The sequence below is a fragment of the uncultured Roseibium sp. genome (assembly GCF_947494555.1).
In the GTDB taxonomy this organism is placed as follows: Bacteria; Pseudomonadota; Alphaproteobacteria; order Rhizobiales; family Stappiaceae; genus Roseibium.
Genome location: NZ_CANLVF010000001.1, coordinates 392,447 through 411,748 on the forward strand (window position 1 = coordinate 392,447; position 19,302 = coordinate 411,748).

18 protein-coding genes and 1 pseudogene are annotated in these 19,302 nt (G+C 56.9%); 4 read left to right on the forward strand and 15 right to left on the reverse strand.

Going from position 1 to position 19,302, the window contains the following annotated elements:
* Window positions 1–5: 5 nt before the first annotated feature.
* From Q0915_RS01685 to Q0915_RS01695, 3 genes are read right to left on the reverse strand one after another with little or no spacing between them, the layout of a single operon-like run.
* Window positions 6–593 carry a peroxidase-related enzyme gene (locus tag Q0915_RS01685; protein ID WP_299472665.1) on the reverse strand — a complete coding sequence of 196 codons (588 nt, stop codon included), beginning with the start codon at window positions 591–593 and terminating at the stop codon, window positions 6–8.
* On the reverse strand, window positions 590–1,075 hold the full coding sequence (locus Q0915_RS01690) for a hypothetical protein (protein ID WP_299472666.1): 486 nt from the start codon (window positions 1,073–1,075) through the stop codon (window positions 590–592). Before Q0915_RS01690 ends, Q0915_RS01685 begins: the two co-directional genes overlap by 4 nt.
* A complete protein-coding gene (locus Q0915_RS01695; RefSeq protein ID WP_299472667.1) occupies window positions 1,072–2,541 on the reverse strand; it encodes an NAD(P)/FAD-dependent oxidoreductase in 1,470 nt (489 codons plus the stop codon). Before Q0915_RS01695 ends, Q0915_RS01690 begins: the two co-directional genes overlap by 4 nt.
* A 325-nt stretch (window positions 2,542–2,866) precedes the next feature.
* Here Q0915_RS01695 and Q0915_RS01700 point away from each other — a divergent pair, with 325 nt between their 5' ends.
* The 3 genes and pseudogenes from Q0915_RS01700 (at window position 2,867) to Q0915_RS01710 (ending at window position 6,717) form a co-directional block, all read left to right on the forward strand.
* Window positions 2,867–3,805 carry a LysR family transcriptional regulator gene (locus Q0915_RS01700; protein ID WP_299472668.1) on the forward strand — a complete coding sequence of 313 codons (939 nt, stop codon included), beginning with the start codon at window positions 2,867–2,869 and terminating at the stop codon, window positions 3,803–3,805.
* 125 nt (window positions 3,806–3,930) lie between these two features.
* Window positions 3,931–4,176 (forward strand): annotated as a pseudogene (locus tag Q0915_RS01705) (transposase); the annotation flags it as partial.
* 666 nt (window positions 4,177–4,842) lie between these two features.
* The gene (locus tag Q0915_RS01710) at window positions 4,843–6,717 is read left to right on the forward strand and encodes a sigma 54-interacting transcriptional regulator (RefSeq protein ID WP_299472669.1); all 1,875 of its coding nucleotides are present in this window, start codon (window positions 4,843–4,845) and stop codon (window positions 6,715–6,717) included.
* 41 nt (window positions 6,718–6,758) lie between these two features.
* On the opposite strand, the gene lpdA is transcribed toward Q0915_RS01710, so the two are convergent.
* The 12 genes from lpdA to Q0915_RS01770 all read right to left on the reverse strand — a co-directional run bounded on the left by lpdA (window position 6,759) and on the right by Q0915_RS01770 (window position 17,697).
* Entirely contained in the window at window positions 6,759–8,153 is a 1,395-nt protein-coding gene (gene lpdA, locus Q0915_RS01715; RefSeq protein ID WP_299472670.1) for a dihydrolipoyl dehydrogenase, read from the reverse strand.
* 19 nt (window positions 8,154–8,172) lie between these two features.
* A complete protein-coding gene (locus Q0915_RS01720; protein ID WP_299472671.1) occupies window positions 8,173–9,360 on the reverse strand; it encodes a HupE/UreJ family protein in 1,188 nt (395 codons plus the stop codon).
* A gap of 115 nt (window positions 9,361–9,475) precedes the next feature.
* Window positions 9,476–10,066: a VOC family protein gene (locus Q0915_RS01725; RefSeq protein WP_299472672.1), complete on the reverse strand. Its 591-nt coding sequence runs from the start codon at window positions 10,064–10,066 to the stop codon at window positions 9,476–9,478.
* Window positions 10,067–10,128: 62 nt separating this feature from the next.
* Window positions 10,129–11,181: a 2,3-butanediol dehydrogenase gene (locus tag Q0915_RS01730; RefSeq protein ID WP_299472673.1), complete on the reverse strand. Its 1,053-nt coding sequence runs from the start codon at window positions 11,179–11,181 to the stop codon at window positions 10,129–10,131.
* Window positions 11,182–11,265: 84 nt separating this feature from the next.
* Window positions 11,266–12,843: a GMC family oxidoreductase gene (locus Q0915_RS01735; RefSeq protein WP_299472674.1), complete on the reverse strand. Its 1,578-nt coding sequence runs from the start codon at window positions 12,841–12,843 to the stop codon at window positions 11,266–11,268.
* A 12-nt stretch (window positions 12,844–12,855) separates the two neighbouring features.
* Window positions 12,856–13,449, reverse strand: a complete 594-nt coding sequence (locus tag Q0915_RS01740; RefSeq protein ID WP_299472675.1) for a gluconate 2-dehydrogenase subunit 3 family protein — start codon at window positions 13,447–13,449, stop codon at window positions 12,856–12,858.
* Window positions 13,450–13,626: 177 nt separating this feature from the next.
* The gene (locus Q0915_RS01745; protein ID WP_299472676.1) at window positions 13,627–13,989 is read right to left on the reverse strand and encodes an antibiotic biosynthesis monooxygenase; all 363 of its coding nucleotides are present in this window, start codon (window positions 13,987–13,989) and stop codon (window positions 13,627–13,629) included.
* Window positions 13,990–14,020: 31 nt separating this feature from the next.
* The gene (locus Q0915_RS01750) at window positions 14,021–14,713 is read right to left on the reverse strand and encodes a hypothetical protein (protein ID WP_299472677.1); all 693 of its coding nucleotides are present in this window, start codon (window positions 14,711–14,713) and stop codon (window positions 14,021–14,023) included.
* Window positions 14,710–15,390 (reverse strand): 2-oxo acid dehydrogenase subunit E2, encoded by a 681-nt coding sequence (locus Q0915_RS01755; protein ID WP_299472678.1) that lies wholly within the window; start codon window positions 15,388–15,390, stop codon window positions 14,710–14,712. Before Q0915_RS01755 ends, Q0915_RS01750 begins: the two co-directional genes overlap by 4 nt.
* Window positions 15,387–15,617 carry a lipoyl domain-containing protein gene (locus tag Q0915_RS01760; protein WP_299472679.1) on the reverse strand — a complete coding sequence of 77 codons (231 nt, stop codon included), beginning with the start codon at window positions 15,615–15,617 and terminating at the stop codon, window positions 15,387–15,389. The genes Q0915_RS01755 and Q0915_RS01760 overlap by 4 nt, the downstream gene beginning before the upstream one ends.
* 57 nt (window positions 15,618–15,674) lie before the next feature.
* Window positions 15,675–16,694, reverse strand: a complete 1,020-nt coding sequence (locus Q0915_RS01765) for an alpha-ketoacid dehydrogenase subunit beta (protein ID WP_299472680.1) — start codon at window positions 16,692–16,694, stop codon at window positions 15,675–15,677.
* Between the two features lie 16 nt (window positions 16,695–16,710).
* Complete coding sequence (locus Q0915_RS01770) at window positions 16,711–17,697, reverse strand: thiamine pyrophosphate-dependent dehydrogenase E1 component subunit alpha (RefSeq protein WP_299472681.1); 987 nt, start codon at window positions 17,695–17,697, stop codon at window positions 16,711–16,713.
* Between the two features lie 515 nt (window positions 17,698–18,212).
* Between Q0915_RS01770 and Q0915_RS01775 the strand changes: the two genes are divergently transcribed.
* On the forward strand, window positions 18,213–19,199 hold the full coding sequence (locus Q0915_RS01775; RefSeq protein WP_299472682.1) for a zinc-dependent alcohol dehydrogenase family protein: 987 nt from the start codon (window positions 18,213–18,215) through the stop codon (window positions 19,197–19,199).
* Window positions 19,200–19,302: the final 103 nt, after the last annotated feature.

A 19,302-nucleotide genomic window follows, 5' to 3' on the forward strand; every position in this document is an offset into this window, starting at 1 on the left:
GTTTCTCATGCTGTCTCCCTACGGCTGACCGGGTCACCCAGGACATGCATCAGGCGATTGGCCCATCCGAACAGAGCAGATGACAGGATCAGATCGAAGATCTCTTCGTCCGATAGGCCCGCCTCAGAGAGTTTGTCGATATCTTCCGGTCCCGCGGAAGGAGGTGCTTCAGCGGCTTTCCGCGCAAAATCGAATATCGCCCGGTTTCTCGGGCTGAGATCCGCATTTTCCCCGTTTGCGAACAGCTCATCGGTCACGGATTCGTCTTTCGCCAGTTTCGCGTGACGGTCCGCATGAACGGCTGCGCAATAAATGCAGCGATTGACCATGGATGCCGCCAGCGCACCGAGTTCGCGCTCCTCGCGCGACATGCCGCCGCGATCGTACATGATCGCATTGAACAGCGGTGAGCGGACCGACAGGCTCTCGACATCATGGGCAAGGGTCAGGACGTAGTCCGACACCTTGGTGTTGGAAGGGGTCACCTTGAGCGCATCGAGCTGCTCTGCCGTGGCTTCTTCCAGTTTTACTGGCACCAGACGCGGTCGCCATTCCGGAATCTTGCGGGTGAACTTGTGGATGATGTGGGTCATGCGCTTTTCCCATTCATCAGTCGCAATCCCGAGATCACACGTATCTGAAATGCAAGGAAAGCTACCAGTTCACAGAGCCGGACGATGTCGGCGTCGGCAACGCCTGCCAGCCGTAAACCCGAAATATCTTCCGCTGCGGCATCCCGTGTCTGGTTCGCAACCTTGTCGACAAAGGACAATACTGCGGCCAGTTCTTGATGCTGGCTGCCCGGTTCGCCAGGCACTGAAAGTTCCGCATAGTGTCCGGCATCAGCCAAATAGTAAGCTGCCAGCGGTTCATCTCCGGCGAGACGTGCGACGCGTGTGGCGATCGCGGCGCGAAGGCCGTGAGGAAAAGCTCCTGTTTCCTTCGGGCGCAAAACGGCTTCTTCGGCGGCCTGTGTCATACCGATGATGTTGTCGCGCATCGACACAACACTGGACAAAGCGCTGTCCGGTGTCACACCGGCCTGATTCAAGATCGTCAGGGCAGACATGTTCATACCGCCTCGCTTTCCCTCAGCCGTGCCTCGACCGGCAGCTCGGTCGGTTGCCATTCGTCACCGAGAAGTTCCGGCGTGTCGTAATCCTGCATTCCCTGCCAATGGGCTTCGATGTCTTCGCCGTAAAGCGAGGCGGCAACCGCACGAGACAGCCAGGCAGCGCCATCACTGATACCGGGAATGTCGCCGCTCACTTTTCCGAGGCTGGCTGATGCACCGTAGTTGAAACAGTAGACGTTTTTCAGCCACGGGGCCTTGCCCGGGCTCTTTTCCCTGAAGGTGAAATCGGAATTCAAATAGGGAAACCGTCCCAGATCGGCAGACTCTTCACCTGTCGGCGGTGTGTAGACGTCATGCCAGAGAAGGATTTCTCCGGCCGTTTCGCCAAATTCCGTCCGTGCCATGGGGTCGATGACAAACCCGGTCCCAAGGATGACGAAGTCCGCCTGGTAGGACGTGCCGTCGGCGAAATGGATGAGTGCGCCATCGCCAGAAGGGTCAATCTGCGTCGTGGCCTTGTCGAAATGAAAATAGGCGTTCGGGTGACGGCTGACGCGTAAGGTGGATCCGCGCGGGGAGGGGGTCTGCGTTTGAAAGCTGTATTGCATGAAACGCCAGCGCCATTCGTCTGACAAGGCAGCATAACCGGCGGTAAACCCGAAGCTGCCGATGCCCATCATCTTGTTTATTGTCGGCATTTCCTTGCGCCGAACCAGATGACGCACTTCCGATGCACCGTGCTCCAGTGCCTCTGCCGAATTGTCGACTGCGGATGCACCCACACCGATAACGGCAACGCGCTTGTCCTTCAGCGCGGCAAAGTCGATCTCGTCCGCGCTATGTGCCCAAAGATGCTTAGGCAATCCCTTAATGAACCCGGGAATGTTCGGGCCACCCGTTCCATCGCGTCCCGTTGCAAAGATCAGTTTGCGGGTCCGAATGGTTCCGGTTTCCGCACCCGAGACCGTCAGCTTCAACAGGTCGCCATCTGGCTCCACATGATCGACGGAAACACCGTTTTCGATCGGTATTTCGAGGACCTTGCGATACCAGCAAAGGTAGTCCATCCACATCGTGCGCGGAATCTTGTCCAGTTTGTCCCAGTCTTTCGTTCCGAACTGGGCACGGAACCATGCCTGGAACGTCAATGAACCGTGTCCGAAGGCAGGGCCGGTAAGAAACTTCGGCGATCGCAGGGTCTCCATGCGGGCATAGCCCAGCCAGGGGCCTTCGTAGCCCTTGGTGGCTCTGTCCAGCACGCGAATGTTGTGAATTCCACCCGTTCTCAGGGCCAGCCAGGCGACCATCCCGCACATGCCACCACCGATGATGACGACGTCAGTCACATCCTCTCTTCGGGGTATCCAGTCCTTGGAGGGATAGCAGAGAAGGTCCAGGTCATCCTTGAGGCGCGCTTCGAGCGCCGCCAGGCCTTGCGAGTCTATAGAGGACAATATTTTGGTCATCTTACACGCCATCCGGGAAATTCTTAGAACCAACGATCAGTGGCCGGTTGGTACCTCGCCGTGGGTCGGAAGTGGGTCGTTTGCTCGGCAGGCAAGAAGTAGCTCGACAGGTTGCGCTGTGGCATCCGGAATGGCGCAGGTCTTCGCAGCAGAGACACTCCTGCGGACCTCATTCCGTCCAAGCCCGAAAGCCTCCGAGTAAACCGTATTCACAAATCCAAGTGTCATTGCGCCGGTCCCCTTACCGATCGCATAGTAGCTTGCTATGCTAATTTTGCATACTGATGCGTCAATGATAGCTTACCGTAATGATAGGTTCTCTAGTATGTCAACAATGAATAATGGGCGGCCTGACATTCGCTCAATGGAAGCTTTCGCTGCCGTGGTCCGCTACGGGTCCATGACAGCTGCCGCTCAGAGACTGTCGGTAAGCCAGCCGGCCGTCACGAGAATGGTAAGAGATTTAGAGGCGCGCGTAGGCTTTGCGTTGTTCGAGCGGAATGGGCCCAAAATCTCCCCGACCGCCAAGGGGATCAAATTTTTTGAAGAGTCTCAGCGCGTTATGGCAAACCTGTCGCAATTGACTGAACGGGCGCATGCGATCAGGGACGAGAGGCTCGCCGCTATCGACATCGTTGCGACACCGACGATGTCCGCAGGACTGGTCGGACCGGTATTGTCACGCGTTGCTGACGTACTGCCTGACTTTGTCCATGTCGAAACGACCACTTCGGAACGGGTTCTGCACGCGCTTCGCGAACGCACCGCCGATATCGGTTTCTCGGCTTACCCGAGTGAGCACGACCGGTTGAAATGCCTTGCGCGGTTCGAGTCTCTGGTTGTCGCCGTGGTCAGGAAGGGGAGCCCCTACGACAATGTTGAGCCGATTCCACTCTCGGTGTTTGCGAACGAAAGGATGGCAACCATCTGCAACGGCTACGGCATTCGCGACGCCATCAATCGTGCGCTCCGAGAAGAAGGCATCAAGCCTTCCTCCGAAATTGCCACCAATTCGTCCCTGAGTGCGGCAATGGCCGCACGCGCCGGGTTGGGCGTGGCCCTGTGTGATCCGGTGACTGCGCTTGGCGTGCCGATTGATGGTGTGTCAATCCGGCCATTGTCGGCTAAGATAAGCTATGCATGGGGTTTGTTCGCCAATGATGAGAACCCGCTGAAAGATCGTCTCGACTTGGTGGTCGAGGCCTGCGTTTCCGAAAGCGAGCGAATTGTTGAAAGCGTTGTCGAACTGGCATCGGTTGATTGAAAAGGGTCCGGAAAAGTAGAGGCGAAGTTTGACATGAATCCAATCCGAATTCATTTCAGTTGACCTGAGCCCCCAAAACTCTCCCAGTTTTTTGTAGAGCCCGTCGCATTCAGAAGACGGACGGAATGAAGCGTTCACGGTTCACAGAAGAACAGATCATCGGCATATTGCGGGAGCAGGAAAGCGAGCATAAGACGGCTGATGTTTGCAGACGTCACGGGATCTCGGAAGCGACTTTCTACAAGTAAAAGGCCAAGTTTGGTGGCATGGACGTGTCTGATGCTCGCAAGCTGAAGGTTCTGGAGGACGAGAACGCGAAGCTCAAGACGCTTTTGGCTGAAGCTATGCTCGACAACGCCATGGTGAAGGATGTTGCAAAAACAATTGGTGACGTCCCCCTCTCAGCGATGCTTCGCATAGCCTGCCGGGCAACGGGTGCAAGGCGGGAAGCTTCGACGCACCTGTACACAGCACGTCCGTATATGGGGCAAGCCGGGTGTCTGGCCTCAGAGGTATCGAAGTGTCTGGGTGTCGGCGCACGTTTGCTCAACGCCTGGAAGGAGTAGTTCACCAAGTTAGCCGACCCGGGGGAAGGCGATCAAGTAACGGTACTATCAATTGTACCGAATTGGATTGCGTTAGCTCGTGTTGGATTTGGTAGCGGAGGACCGCTACCGCCATTACCCCCGCCAAAGCGAAATGTGCTTCTTGTTGGATTTGTCTTCGCGTAAGCGATTGATTTAAATTAGATGTGGGTAGTGCTTGTCGTCTGCGGTCAACAAAACTTCCCCAAAGCACCCTGCCAGCTTGAATTGGTTGGTTCGACTTTTTCACACCCTCGTTATCTTGGAAACGATCCAGTCCGCTGCTCGGCGGCGTTCAGTCTTGAAATCCCTTCACGTTTCGCAAGCCGCGCCATCTTTCGTGAAGCTACAAACCGGAATTGACAGGTGCGGAGATGCTGCGGCAAACCAGTCGCTTCCCGAAGGATGACGCGCGTTTCAATTTGCGCTACCGTGCCTTTGGAGGACGAGATCATGGGCGAGCTTACGCATAGGCAACCCTTTGACGAAACGATCAAGGCATCCTGGGAGAGATGTGAGCGGCAACACGGACTTGTAAGGGCAACCGCAAATCCGGTGTTGCGGCTGCAGGCGTCCGAGATCGCACCACGACTTGACGAATTGATCGATCGCAGCGGCGGAAGGCTCGGGGTCTTCAGCGAGTTGTCCAGGTTGGGCATGGACGCTGGTCATTGCCTGGTGGTTACCGATTCTGATGGCATTGTCGTAAGGTTTGAAAGCCCTTCCGCTACCCGTGAAGCATTCGAGACCAACGGCATTGGTCTGGGGTCATGTTGGGATGAGCGGATTGCCGGGACCAATGGTGTTAGTGTGGCGTTAGGCGCTGGAGATGCAGTGACCGTGCGCGGCACGCAGCATTATCACACCAGCCTGACGGCTTTTGCCTGCACTGCCGTGCCTATGCTTGACGCGGACAACAAAACCATCGGGGCGGTGAGTCTTTCGGCGTTCGATCGCAGCAGTCCAACGGATTATTTGATTGCAAAGGAACTGTTGCTATCCGCCGTGGGCAGGATCCAGAGTAAACTGTTTGAAGCGAAATACGCAGACTACACAATTGTGAACGTCACCTCAGCAGGGCCTGCTGATCTTTTGCGGCGCGAAGGTCTTGTTGCGGTTGACGACCAAGGCATTATCCTCAGCAGTACGATCTGGGCGAATGAGCTCGCAGGACTTTCCAAGGATACCATCCTGTGCGGGCAGCAATTCGACGGTGTCTTTGGCACTGCATCTGACACGTTCAAATCTGTTCCAACCCGCGTGGCAAGCGTCGGCGGGAATCAGCGGCCGGGGCTGAGCTATTCGGTCCGTAGGCCAGGTGCCGATGCCAAATACACACCCGGCTGGCAAAGCGCCTTCCCGGCTGACAATCGCCGTGTGACCGGTCATTTGTTGTCGGATTTGATTTGCGGCAGCCATAGCATGGCGAAGGCTTGCGCCCGGGTGGAGGCGTATATCAAGCGCGCCACGCCAGTGTTGATAGAGGGCGAGTCGGGAACCGGAAAGTCTGCTCTTGTTGGTATAATCAGCAGAGGGCTTGGGCTCGGACGACAGCAGATCGTAACTGTGGACTGTGCCTCCATCTGGGACTCGCAGGCCGACCGGGACTATGTGCAGAACATCTATAGCCAGGCCCGCGTTGTTGATACATTCGGCCCGGAAGGGCAGGGCATCACAGTGCTGGTGTTGGATAATGTCGGCGAACTGCCTGCATTTGCTCAATCGGGTCTACGTAAGCTTGTGGAAGAGTTCGAACGCGATGCTTCACCCTTGGATATGCAACGCACGAAGCCTGGACTAAGGATCGTGGCTGTCAGCCGCGAGAGCCTTTTTGAAGCGGTTCAGGAGGGACGTTTTCGAGAAGATCTCTATTACTTGCTGGCCGGGGCCGTTGTTGAACTCCCACCCTTGCGTGAGAGGGAAGGCCTGAGGGAATTGGCGCAGCGGGTGGGATCACAAATTGCCGGCGCTGATGTTCAGATCGCGGAAGAGGCGCATGAGATGCTTGCAGCGTATGACTGGCCGGGCAATGTTCGGGAGCTGCGCAATGCATTGCATCAAGCGTTGTTGGAGGGGAACGGGACGCGCATATCCTTGCTAGACCTGCAGCCGTCGTTCAGGAGGAATTCCCGGTCAACCGAAGGTCGTCAACAGACACCCGGCTCTACCCAAGCGCTGAAGTTACCGATCTATGATGAAAGACAGATGCTGTTGGATGCTTTAACCGGCACAAATTGGAACGTATCGAAAGCTGCCCGGATTCTGGGTATTGGGCGGGCCACGATCAACCGGAAGATCAAGCAGCACGGGCTCTTGCGTCCGAGCTGACGAGGCCTCCACCCATTTCCTGGATGGCGCAGAGCTATTGATCAGATGTGGATGACGCGTCCATAGGCGTCGAGCACGCTCTCATGCATCATTTCGCTCAATGTCGGATGTGGGAAGACGGATTCCATCAGGTCTTGTCCTGTCGTTTCCAGTTTCTGACCAACCACATAGCCCTGGATGAGTTCCGTTACCTCTGCACCTATCATATGTGCCCCCAGCAGCTCATCGGTTTTGGCGTCAAAAACTGTCTTGATCATGCCCTGCGTCTCGCCGAGAGCAATGGCCTTGCCGTTGCCCTGGAACGGAAAACGGCCGACCCTGACGTCGTATCCGGCCTCTCTTGCCTGGTCCTCGGTCAGACCAACGCTGGCGATCTGCGGATTGCAATAGGTGCAGCCCGCAATAGTCTCAGGTTTGACCGGATGTCCGGCCAGACCCGCTATCACCTCAGACACCATGACGCCTTCATGACTGGCTTTGTGCGCCAGCCAGGGACCGGCCACAACATCCCCAATCGCATAGAGGCCGTCGACGCCAGTACGGCAGTAAGGATCCGTGACGATATGCCCGCGGTCCACCTTGACCCCCGCTTCTTCAAGACCCAGCCCTTCAACATTTCCTGTGATGCCGACAGCGGATATTATGGTGTCGAACTCCTCTTCGACGATACCGTCCGGCGTCTCGATACGGGCCACAACTCCCTCGTCGTGGCGGTCAAGATTGGTGACCTTGCTGCCCTCAAGAATTCTCATGCTGTTTTTCACAAAGGCCTTCCTGGCCAAAGCAGCTATCTCGGCATCTTCAACGGGCAGGACGCGCTCCAACACCTCGACAACAGTCACCTGCGCGCCAATCCCATTATAGAAGCTAGCGAACTCAATCCCGATTGCACCTGATCCGATAACAAGCAGTTTCTTTGGCTCGTGGGGCGGCTGCAAGGCGTGCTTGTAGGTCCAGACTCTCTTGCCGTCAGCTTCCAGCCCGGGCAACTGCCGCGCCCGCGCACCGGTGGCCACAACGATGTTGTCCGAGTGGAGGGTCTGTACCCCGTCATCATTGGTAACGGCAACCTGCCCTTTCGCAGCAAGACGAGCCTCGCCCATGATGCTTGTCACCTTGTTTTTGCGAAAAAGGTAACCCACACCGTTCGACAGTCTTTTCGCAACCGATCGAGAGCGTTTGACGATGGCTTCAAGATCATGGGTCGCGGTGTCGATGTTCAGTCCAAATTCCTTGGCGCGCTGCGCCAGATGCAAGACGTCTGCAGAGCGCAGCATCGCTTTGGTTGGAATGCAGCCCCAGTTGAGGCAGATGCCGCCAAGATGTTCACGTTCGATGCAGGCGACGCTCATGCTAAGCTGCGTCCCCCGGATCGCTGCGACGTAACCGCCGGGTCCCGCACCGATCACAATCATATCAAAAGCCTGGTCAGACATGAGCTGCCTCCTTGTTGCGTTACGCGACGGAAAAGCCGGTAACCTCCATGAGTTGTTGAATGACCGAAACGCCGGCAGCTGCAGCCAGCACCAGAGCCACGGGCATGCGCCAGCGCAACTCATTGGATTTGAGCGTCTGGTCCAGCACGTAGATGATCGGCAGGAGCGCTACGTAGACAGCCAATTGGCAAAGCTCCAAACCAAGTGCGAAGGCCAAAAGGCCAAGAACGTCCACGTCACCGGCAAACAGGGCTACGGAGGCAGCGGCTGCAAAGCCATAGCCATGGATCAGGCCGATGATGAACAGCGTTGGCCAGTTCATCACATGAGGCAGTTTCAAGGCGATGGCCGCACCGCTGGCGACAATGGACAAGACGATCAACAACTCCACGGATGGAATGAACCAAGCCGCGTGCGGCGCGTAGCCATAAAGACCTGCTGCAAGTGTTACCACGTGGCCCACTGTGAAGGCTGAGGCCCATAACAGCGCCTGCCGCCAACTCTTTGCGGCGATTGCGATCAACAGGATCATCGCAAGATGGTCAAAGCCCAAATAAATGTGCTCCGCCCCAATCCACGCGATGCTTGTGAACCGTTGAAAGGGGGAGACAAGGCCATCAAACCGGGCGTCCAGAATTCCAAGCATGGCGCGGGTTTCAGTGCCGGTATCGCGATGGAGTTTTACGACGGTGCCGAATTTGTCCATCACCTGGAACGTCGCTCCAAGGTCAGATGTGATGCGAATGGGTGCGTCCAAGTCGCCTTGCGGTAGCAGGAACTCGATATCCAGCGTGGCATCAAAATAGGGAAGCGGTTCCTGTGATGCCTGCCTGTCCAATGTCTTTGAGGCCGATTTCATTGTTCCGAAGGTTGGCCGGTCTGCATCGGGCCATAGCCTCGTTCTCCCGACGGTGAAGCTTTGTTGCAAACCGTTGATCCAGATTGTCATTCCCCCGGACAGGCGTCGATGAAACGCTTGTTCTTCATCGCGCAAGGTCTGCGGGTTGAGCAGGATTTCGTCTGCGGTGCGTGTGCCGAAAGGGGGGATGCGGGTCTCTTCCACGCCTTGCCAATCTGCCGGCAAAAGCGCAAGTGGTGCAGGCATCCGAATAAAAACTGCGATCTGGCCGGCCTCGTTCTCGGCAATGTGAACAACGCGGGGATCGGAGTAGCTGAAATGCGCTTCAGCCGGGAGTGGTAGCAACATGAAGCACAGCGCCCATGCCGCTAGAATATTTGTCCAAAAAGGACTGCAACGTGCCATCTGCCTGTTCCCACATAAAGATGCCCGGCCAATGCCTGGCCGGGCAAAGGGTCGGTCTTCAGGAATCCGATTTCGGGCTCCAGAAGGCTCTGTTGTTCTGTTCTTCGTCGAGGATGCCGTTCGGGGCGCTAACGATTTCCATCTGCATGCCCCAGGGCGACAGGAAATAGACCCATTCCATGCCCTCAAGTCCGGTGCCGGTCAGTGGATGCGGCTCTTCCAAGACGCGAACACCGTTGTCTTTCAGGTACTGCGTCGCGGCATGGATGTCGTCGACATAAAAAGCGATATGATAGCCGCCGATATCGCTGTTCTTGGGTGGGCTGGGATCCTGATCCGGTGATGAATACTGAAAGACCTCCAGGGCAGGTCCATTCCCGCATTTCACCATGGTGATGACGTTGATGACCGCGCGCGGGTTGACGTTGAGGTTTTTCGTCATCCAGTCATCGTCAAACGGGCCGAACGGTCCGAAGGAGAAGAAGGATTCACAGCCCATCACATCGACCAGGAATTCAACCGCTTCATCCACATTCGGAACCGTAATTCCAATATGCTGGGTACCACGCATGCCGGGCATTTCAGCGGTTGCCGCGAATGGCGTGCTCATCGCTAGCGCAGCGGCTAATATCAGTGCTTTCGGTTTCATGGGTCTGCTTCCTCCTGGTTTGGTTTTGGAAAGAGCCGCGCCTTTTCCGGCGGCCTGCTTGCTCAAGGCGATTCAACGAGGATCTTGATTTGGGATTTGTCTGAGACGAGTGTCTCGAACCCTTCAGACACGATGTCTTTCAGGGCAATGCGTTTGGTCACAAGCCGGTCCGCTGCGAAGTGCCCTTGTTCCATCAGGGCCATGACCGCCGGGTAAACGTTGCGATAAGCGATCGTTCCCTTGATATCGCGTTCCCTGATGACAACGGTGTTGGGATGAAAACTCGCTTCTGTTTCCCAGATCGAAACAACGAGTGTCTGGCCGGCATATTTTGTCGAGTCGATCGCTTGCGGCAGAACGGCGGGGACGCCTGTCACTTCAAAAGCAACGTCAACGCCGCCGCCGGTCCGTGCAACAATTTCTGCGGCCGGATCCACAGAGTCCGGATCAAATCCCTCTTTCGCGCCGAGGTCCAAAGCCTTTTGCCGCCGTGCTTCAGAAGGCTCCACGACATAGATTTCAGACGCACCCGCAATGCGGAGAGCCTCTACCACCAACAGCCCGATGGGACCCGTGCCAAACACCGCGGCCTTGTCGCCGGCCTGAATTGAACTTTGGCGCACGGCGTGCAATGCCACAGCGGCAGGTTCAACCAGAGCGCCTTGTTCCACAGACAGGCTGTCAGGCATCTTGTGAGCCATGCGCTCGGGAACAATGGAAAAGGACGAGAACCCGGCGATGCCACCGGACAGGCCCATAAATCCGAGTTTTTCGCAGAGATTGTATTTGCCATCCAGGCAGGCAGCGCATTTGCCGCAAGCATAGATCGGCTCGATGGCCACCCGGTCACCTACGGAAACGCCTTCAACGCCCTCACCAAGTGAAACGACTTCACCGCAATATTCATGGCCCATCACCACCGGAGCCTTGTCGTGGCTGAGCGGGTGTTCTGCATCGACCGGCACAAAGATTGGTCCTGCGAGATACTCGTGAAGATCGCTACCGCAAATGCCGGCCCAAGCCACTTTCACCTTGACCTCTCCCTGTCCGGGCTCAGGTTCATCCAGGTCTTCAACACGGATATCTTTCGCTCCGTACCAGCGCGCGGCTTTCATGATGTGCTCCTAAGTTGAGTTGGGTGTCGCTCCCAAGCACGGCCAAGTCCGGGAACCTGACCGCGCCTGGGGAGGTGGGGTTGATCAGATATTCCTGGCGCTCATCTCCTGGGCGATGTACTCCGCCTGACGGATCGCCAGCGCGACAATCGTCAAGGTCGGATTGCAGGCTGCCGATGAGGTGAACTGGCTGCCGTCCGAGACGAAAAGGTTCGAGATATCATGCGACTGGCCATAGGCATTGACGACGCCTTTGGACGGATCCGCGTGCATTCGGTTGGTGCCCATGTTGTGCGATGCCGGATAGGCGGGAAGCTCGTAGACATCCGTGGCACCGACCGCTTCATAGATCTGGGCCGAGGTCTCGAACATGTAGTTGGTCATGTTGACGTCGTTGATATGCGGCGTCTTTGCCACGATGGGCACTGGCAGACCATATTGATCGACCTCGCTGTCATGCAGCGTCACGCCGTTTTGCTCTTGCGCGAGATCTTCGCCGAGTACCCAGACACCCGACATGTGGTCGTACTTCTCCAGACCCTGCGCGACGCTCTTGCCCCAGCCTGTGTTGCCAGGCTCCATGAAGGCGGCCATGAAGGGAAGCCCGAGGGACAGGAATTCCAGATAGAATCCGCCTGAAAATCCGCGTGATGGATCGTGATAGACATCGTCGCCGACGATGCCTGCGACCGACGTGCCCCGGAACATATGAACAGGCTCGGGCATCGCGGCGTAAACACCACCAGTGGTATGCACCATGTAGTTCTTGCCGACCTGGCCCGAGGAGTTTGCCAGTCCGTCCGGGAACAATTTGGAGGCGGAGTTCAGCAAGAGCCGGGGACTTTCGATGGAGTTGCCGGCGACGCAGACAATACGCGCTTTTTGAAGTTTCTGGTTGCCATCGGCATCGGCGTAGAGCACGCCAGTCACCTTGCCACTGGCATCATGTTCGATTTTCAGCGCCATAGCGCCTGTGCGAATTTCGCAATACTCGGTGTCTTCGGCTTGCGGCAGCTCAGTGACCATGGTGGACCATTTTGCGCCGACTGCGCAGCCCTGCATGCAAAAGCCGATTTGCTGACAGGCAGGCCGTCCGTCGCGATCGAGCGAGTTGATGGCCATTGGCCCGGAATCGTAATCCGTGCGCCCGGTCCGCCTGCATCCTTCCGCCAAAACCCGAAAGCCATTGTTCCAGGGCAGGTGCGGCATGCCGGTGGTTTTCCCAGTGACCCCCATCTTGAGCTCGGCCTGCTCGTAGTAAGGCGTCAGCTCCTCCAGGGAGATCGGCCAATCCTCGATATTGGCGTCTTCGATATCGCCATAGGTCGAGCGGGTCTTGAACTCGTAGTCTTTGAAACGCAGAGCGACGCCAGCCCAGTGAACCGTTGAGCCTCCATAGCCCTTTACAATCCAGGCCGGCAGGTTTGCGTGGTTGACGGAGCCGTGCCAGCCGCCAGCGGAGTAGCGTTTGTCGAGCCAGGAGAGCTTCTGGAAGGCTCCCCATTCGTCATTGACCATATCACTGGAGTCAAACCGCGGCCCGGCTTCGAGCACCACCGATTTGATGCCCTTCTTGGCGAGTTCATTGGCAACGGTACCGCCCCCTGCGCCAGAGCCAATAATAACAACGACACCTTCATCATTCAGTTCGAATGTAGCCATTTTTTCGTCCCCCTATTTTGCAACCTTGGCCATGCGCTCTTCGAGGCTTGGGCCCTGGGGAACGAAGGTGATGTCGGAAAACCCTCGCTCGATGTAGCCGCCATGCTCCACCGAAGAGCCCTGGTAGCCGAATTTCGGCCAGACATCGGGATTGTTGTAGATGCCGAAATAAGCCGCCCACCGAACACCCTGGAAGAAGCCCTCGTTCTGGAACTTGCGCAGAAGGCCCTCGCGTGCATCAGCATCTTCAATGTCGACATAACTGACGCCAAAGAGCGCTTGGGACTGTTCTTCGATCTGTGCAAGTCCGGCCTTGAGCGCCTTGGCGTTTGCCTCGTCTCCATCCGCCGTCGCAATCACGCCGTCGGCAATGGCCTGGTAGACTTCGATATCCAGAAGATCGGGGTGCGGGTAGATGTCTTGCGTCATGCGCAGCACCATGGCCGATTGATCGGCGTCCAAAGCGGATGCAAACGCCGGTCGCGCCCCGGCCAGCATCGCGCTTGTTGTGACCCCCGCCACGGCCGACGTCATCAGGAACAGACGGCGGCTCACGCCGGCATGGTCCTCTTTCGGTGCCACATACTTGTGGAAGTTGATTGTCATTCTCTCCTCCTAGCTACGATCTTTTGGCTTGGTTTTTTTCAGCGTCGCAGTCCCTCGTGAGGGCAAAAGAACCCCTGCTTCGCAGATGACATCAGCGAAGTGCGTGGCTTACCGGTGCCCGAATGTCAGTCAGTTCCGCTTTTCAACAGCCGTTTTGGCTTATCCGCGAGGTAGGTTCTAGAACCGGTTGAACCCTCCCTTGCGTGTTATGTAGATGGGTGAGATTCCCGCAAGTACCTCCCGGATATACGGGGTTGCGTTGTCGCTTACGGTGCCGGTGCAACTGCTCACCAGTTCGAAGAAACGTCCGGCGTAGTTTTCGGCAAAACCCTTGACATGCAAGTCACCGTTCTCCGCATCTGCATAGACCTCGTGAATGTGCCACTTGCCGGTATCCCCGACCTCTGACCATTCATAGGTCAGGGTGCCTGGTTCCTTCTGGGTTCGCTCCACAAGCTCGCTCATGAGATCTTTGAAGCCGGCAGCTTTGTCAGCCGGCACATCGACTTGAAGATGTATGTGGATTGTTGCTTCAGACATGTTTCCTCCCAAATTAACTTGTCCGCTTGGCTCAGGCGGCAGCGAGTGCAGGCGCCCTTATTCGAAGACGTTTCCAACTGGCGTGATAAAGCTGTCGCGCAATCTCCGCCTTGTCGGGCATCTCTGTTCCTTTCAATGCTCGCAAGGTCACGTGTTTCTTCGGGTCGACAGGTGGCAAACCGAGGTGTCGGTGGAGATCTGCAATCATCTCAGCGTTCGCCTGCACGTTGCCCTCCACAAAAATCAGGGCATGCGCGAGGACCCGGTACCCACCGCCCGGCAGGGGTTTCCAACGTTGCGCCGTACCGGCCAATTTCTTGCCACTGATGCCCAGGTTCCAGCTGCCGTCGCAAAAGCTCGCCGGTATGTCTCTGATTTCGAGATCCAGCTTCAGACCGGCTAGGGCATCGCAAAAGATCGCTGCAAGATCTGCGTAGGTCTCTTCAATCGTTGCTCCACTCTCAACTTTGTAAGCGAGCGCCAGATTGAGCATGCCAGGACCTTGCGGCACAGGACCGCCGCCTGTTGGGCGCATGGTGATCGGCCAGCCTTGAAAGGCGGTAGAGCCCTCAAGTCCGTGTTTGCGGATCAGGGCCGCCGGGTAAACGATACCGCGCGATTGAGGGCTCCAGACCAGAACACCCGGACCGGTCTTGGAAAAAAGCGCAGATTCAAGGGCCAGACCTTCTGCAGCATCCCGTACCAGGCGCAACTCCGCCGTCATGCGCTCATCCCTTCGATTTCTTCGCAAATCGATGTCAGCAATTCTCCGGCAGGAGCGCCGTCTATGGCACGGTGGTCGAAGGTCAGCGACAAACCCACATGCGGGCGCAGTTCTATGCCGCCGTCCGCTGCGCGCACGGCCCGGTCGGTCAACTTGCCTATGCCAAGAATGCAAATCTGCGGAGCATTGATGATCGGGGTGAAGTGCTCCACCCTGGTCAGGCCAAGATTGGACACCGTGAAGGTACCTCCGGTCATTTCGGTGACGGAGAGCTTGTTGGCCTTCGCCCGCGCCGCCAGATCCTGGCGGGCTGCCCTCAGTTCGGCGACGTTCATGTCTCCCGCACCAAAAATCGCCGGAGCGACAAGCAAGTTGCCAGGCAGGGCAATGGCAACCGAAAGATCAATCGCCTCAGACAAGTGAATTTCCTTGCCTTCAACGCGTCCGTTGCCTCCCGGGTTTTTCTTTAACGCCCGGACCACGGCAAGCATCAGCAAGTCCTCGACGGAAGCCTTGGTTCCGGCCTGCGCCAGGCGCGCTTTTTCCGCCATGAGGGCAGTGGCATCCGCGCTACCGTGGTGGGTCAGCTGCGCTGCGGTTGCAAGGCTTTTCACCATTGCATCTGCGATCATGCCACGCACGCCCTTCAGTGGAACGATGCGAACGCCCTCACTCATGAGATCGTACCGATGACACCGCCTTTCGGCACAACGGCGTCTGCCTCCTTCGTGATACTGATCGTACCCGCGGCGGGCGAATGGATCTCGTACTGAACCTTTGCGGTCATGATTTCCGCGATCAGTGCACCTTCTTCAACGGCTGCTCCATCGTTTACGAGCCATGACGTGATGACGGTGTCCTCGTCTTCCTCCCACAAATCGGTCGGGATGATGATATCTGTCATTGTGAATTTCCTGTGTTTGGTGAGGCCACCGGTGGTGGCCCCCTGCATCCTTTTGCGTCAGGCGGCGTTCATGCCGTCAAATGCAGCAACAATCTTGTCGGGATTGGGTAGGCAGTACTGCTCCATGACGCGCGCAAACGGGATCGGCACATCGGGATAGGCAACGCGTTTGGGCGCAGCTTTCAGGACGGATATGTCATGCTCTGTGACGGAGGCAATCACCTCACCGGAAACGCCGTAGGACATGTAATCCTCGTCCACGACGATCAGCCGTCCGGTCTTGGCGACTGACTTGCGGATCGTGTCACGATCGAGCGGCACAAGGCTTACAAGGTCGACGACCTCCGCACTGGTACCTTTTTCTTCCAGTTGCGCGGCTGCCTTGAGCGCGTGATGAACACCCATGCCGACACTGACGATGGTCACATCGCTGCCTTCGCGCGCAACTTTGGCCTTGCCGATCTCCAGCGTGTAGCTTTCTTCAGGGGTATGCACAGTTGCACCCGGCTCGGTCGCGAGCCAGCCCATGCCCTGCAGGCTCTTGTGATACATGTAGACAACAGGGCTATCGTCACGCATGGCGGCCGTCATGAGGCCCTTGGCGTCATAGGCATTTGAAGGACAAACAACCTTCATTCCCGGCAGGTGAGCGAATGTTCCGTAAAGACACTGCGAGTGTTGCCCCGCGTCGGAATAACCGCCCCCGGTAGAGGTCATCAACACCATCGGCACCTTGAAGTTGCCACCCGAGAAATAGATGTTTTTGGCCATCAGGTTGTAAATCGCGTCGAAACAGACGCCGAAGAAATCGACAAACATCAACTCCACAACAGGACGCATTCCGTCCTGGGCCGCACCTACGGCTGCGCCGATAAAGGCCGTTTCGGAGATCGGTGTATCCCGGATGCGTTCAGCTCCGAACTCTTCGAGGAGGCCGCGTGTGTTGCCGTATACGCCGCCAAGCTTGCCAATATCCTCACCCATCACAAAGACCGATGGGTCGACGCGCATTTCCTGGGCAACGGCTTCCGCCATTGCGCGTGCGATCGTCAGTTTTCTTTCGTTTGGTTTGTTCATGATGTCCTCCCTGGCCTTATGCGAAGACCGATGTCAGCGCGTCTTCCGGCGCAGGGTCCGCACTTTCGCGGGCAAATTTGATCGCAGTTTCAACGCGGGCTGCGGCCTCGGCCTCGATGGTATCGAGCTCGGCCACGCTTGCCATTCCGTCCGCCAGCATATTTGCCCGCATCTTCGGGATCGGGTCTTTTTCAAAAAGCGCGTCTTTCTCGCCCTCAGGCCGGTAGCCTTCAGCATCCCCCATAAAGTGCCCGGCAAGGCGATAGGTTTCGACTTCGATGAGTGATGGGCCCTTGCCTTCGCGTGCCCGCGAAATGGCTTCTCCGGCAGCTTCAAAAATGGCGTAGGGGTCATTGTCGGCGATGCGAACACCCGGCATTCCATAGGCGGACGCACGCTCGGCATTGTTGGAAATCGCGGTCGAGTCTTCTTTGGAGACCGAAATGCCCCAGGCATTGTCTTCGATCACACAGACGAAAGGCAGGTTCCAGGTGGCTGCAAGGTTCATCGCCTCGTGCCAGCCGCCCTGGTTGACCGCTCCTTCGCCTACAAAGGCCACCGCAACACCGGGTTTGTTCTGCATCTTGCGGCTAAGCGCGGCGCCGACTGCGGGACCCATGCCCTGTGCAATAATCCCCGAACAGGCAAAGTTTACATCCGCATCGAAAAGATGCATGTGCCCGCCGCGTCCGCCAGACAGACCGGATTTCTTACCGAAGATTTCGGCGGCCATCTTGTCCAGGTCAACACCCTTTGCGATCGCCTGGTGATGGGGGCGGTGCGTGGCCGTGACCACATCGCCGGCATTCAGATGCGCGCAGACGCCAACCGCGACCGGTTCCTGACCGTCGCTCAGGTGCATCTCGCCTGGAATTGGTCCATCCGCCATGCTGAAGACCGGCGTCTTACCCTCGAAATAGATGCCCGCAATGGCCTCTTCGAACTTCCGGCTCGTGACCATGTTGCGATACATCCAATGCTGTTGTTCACGCGTTGGTGCCAATTTCTTGTCCTCCCTTGGGCCGGCTCACATTGGTCCGACACTTCCAAAGGGTGTGGCGGGCCGGCCGTTTTCGGCAAGAACTGAATCAGGGGGACCGAGATGTGCGTCTTGACCTGTCTCTGCGTGAGACCGTTTGGGACAGTTTGAGACAGTTTTGGATTTACCGAGACGGAAATGCGCCTGGAAGTGCACCTCAAATATCAATGGCGTCTTGCGAGAGGTTGGAAATTTTCTGAATAGAAGTCGGGTGAATATGGGAGCAGGAACTGCTGGTCCGGGAGTTTCGTGAATGAGGACTGCCCCCTGAAGCTTGGGAACTTGCAACCGCCAGCGCGCCTGTCATGAAAGTCCAGGAAACAGCTGATCGGCACATGCAGGGCATCGCACGGTTTCGTGTGCGATTTCGCTGATCTTATTATATAGAAAATCTAAATTCTGATTCTGTATTTTGTCCGTTTATTCCAAAATGAAGAGATTGTACCACTCCTGCAAATACAGAACGCAGGAGTAATCCCATGAAATCAATGTCTCTGGGCAACTATGGTGCAGACTCGGTTTTTAAACTGACGGAGATCGAAAAACCTGTAGCGAAACCGGGCCATGTCCTCGTCAGAATTGCCGCCACCAGCGTCAATACTATCGACACCATGATCCGCAACATTGGTACAGATCTTCCCCTTTCGCCAGCTCTGCCGGCCGTCCTGGGCATGGATTTTGCCGGCACAGTTGAAGCTGTGGGCGAGGGCGTCACAGAGTTTGAGGCGGGCGATGAGGTCTATGGATGCGCCGGTGGTCTGATGGAGCTTCAGGGAACTCTTGCGGAATACATCTGTGCCGACGCACGCCTCATTGCACATAAGCCAAAGGCGTTGTCGATGCGTGAGGCGGCGGCGCTGCCTCTTGTCGGGATCACCGCCTATGAGGGTTTGACCCGGGCCAATGTGACAAAGGGCCAGAAGGTTCTGATCCAGGGCGGTGCAGGCGGTGTCGGACATATCGCTGTGCAACTGGCCCATCACCTGGGTGCGGACGTGACCGCCACGGGGACAGGAGCTGCGCAAATGGCGCTGATCTCCGATCTGGGAGCGCATCCGGTTGACTTCATGACCGCGAAAACCGCTGATGTCGTGGCAGACAATACCGGCGGCGCCGGCTTTGATGTGGTCTTTGACACCGTGGGCGGTGCCAATATGGCCAATTCCTTCGAAGCAGCGAAACTCAACGGTCATGTATCGTCAACCGTTGCGCTTCTGGAGATCGACCTGACGCCGGCGCATTTCAAGGGGCTTTCGCTGCATGTGATTTTCATGCTTTTGCCGATGATCCACGATGTGGACCGCGAAGTTCATGGCAACATCCTCAAATCCCTCGCTGAAGTTGTGGATGCCGGCGCGTTGAAACCCGTGCTCGACGAAAAGAGGTTCAGGCTTACCGATGTCAACGAGGCCTATGCACGTCTCGCGAGCGGCCAGGCAATCGGCAAAGTTGTCATCGATCTTTAGGATCCTGACAAGGCATCAGGGCACGTGGCGCGTCTGCTACCTGATTTCCGAAAAATTTGAGAAAATTCAAAAACTTACAGGCATTTCAGGACATCTGCCTGCC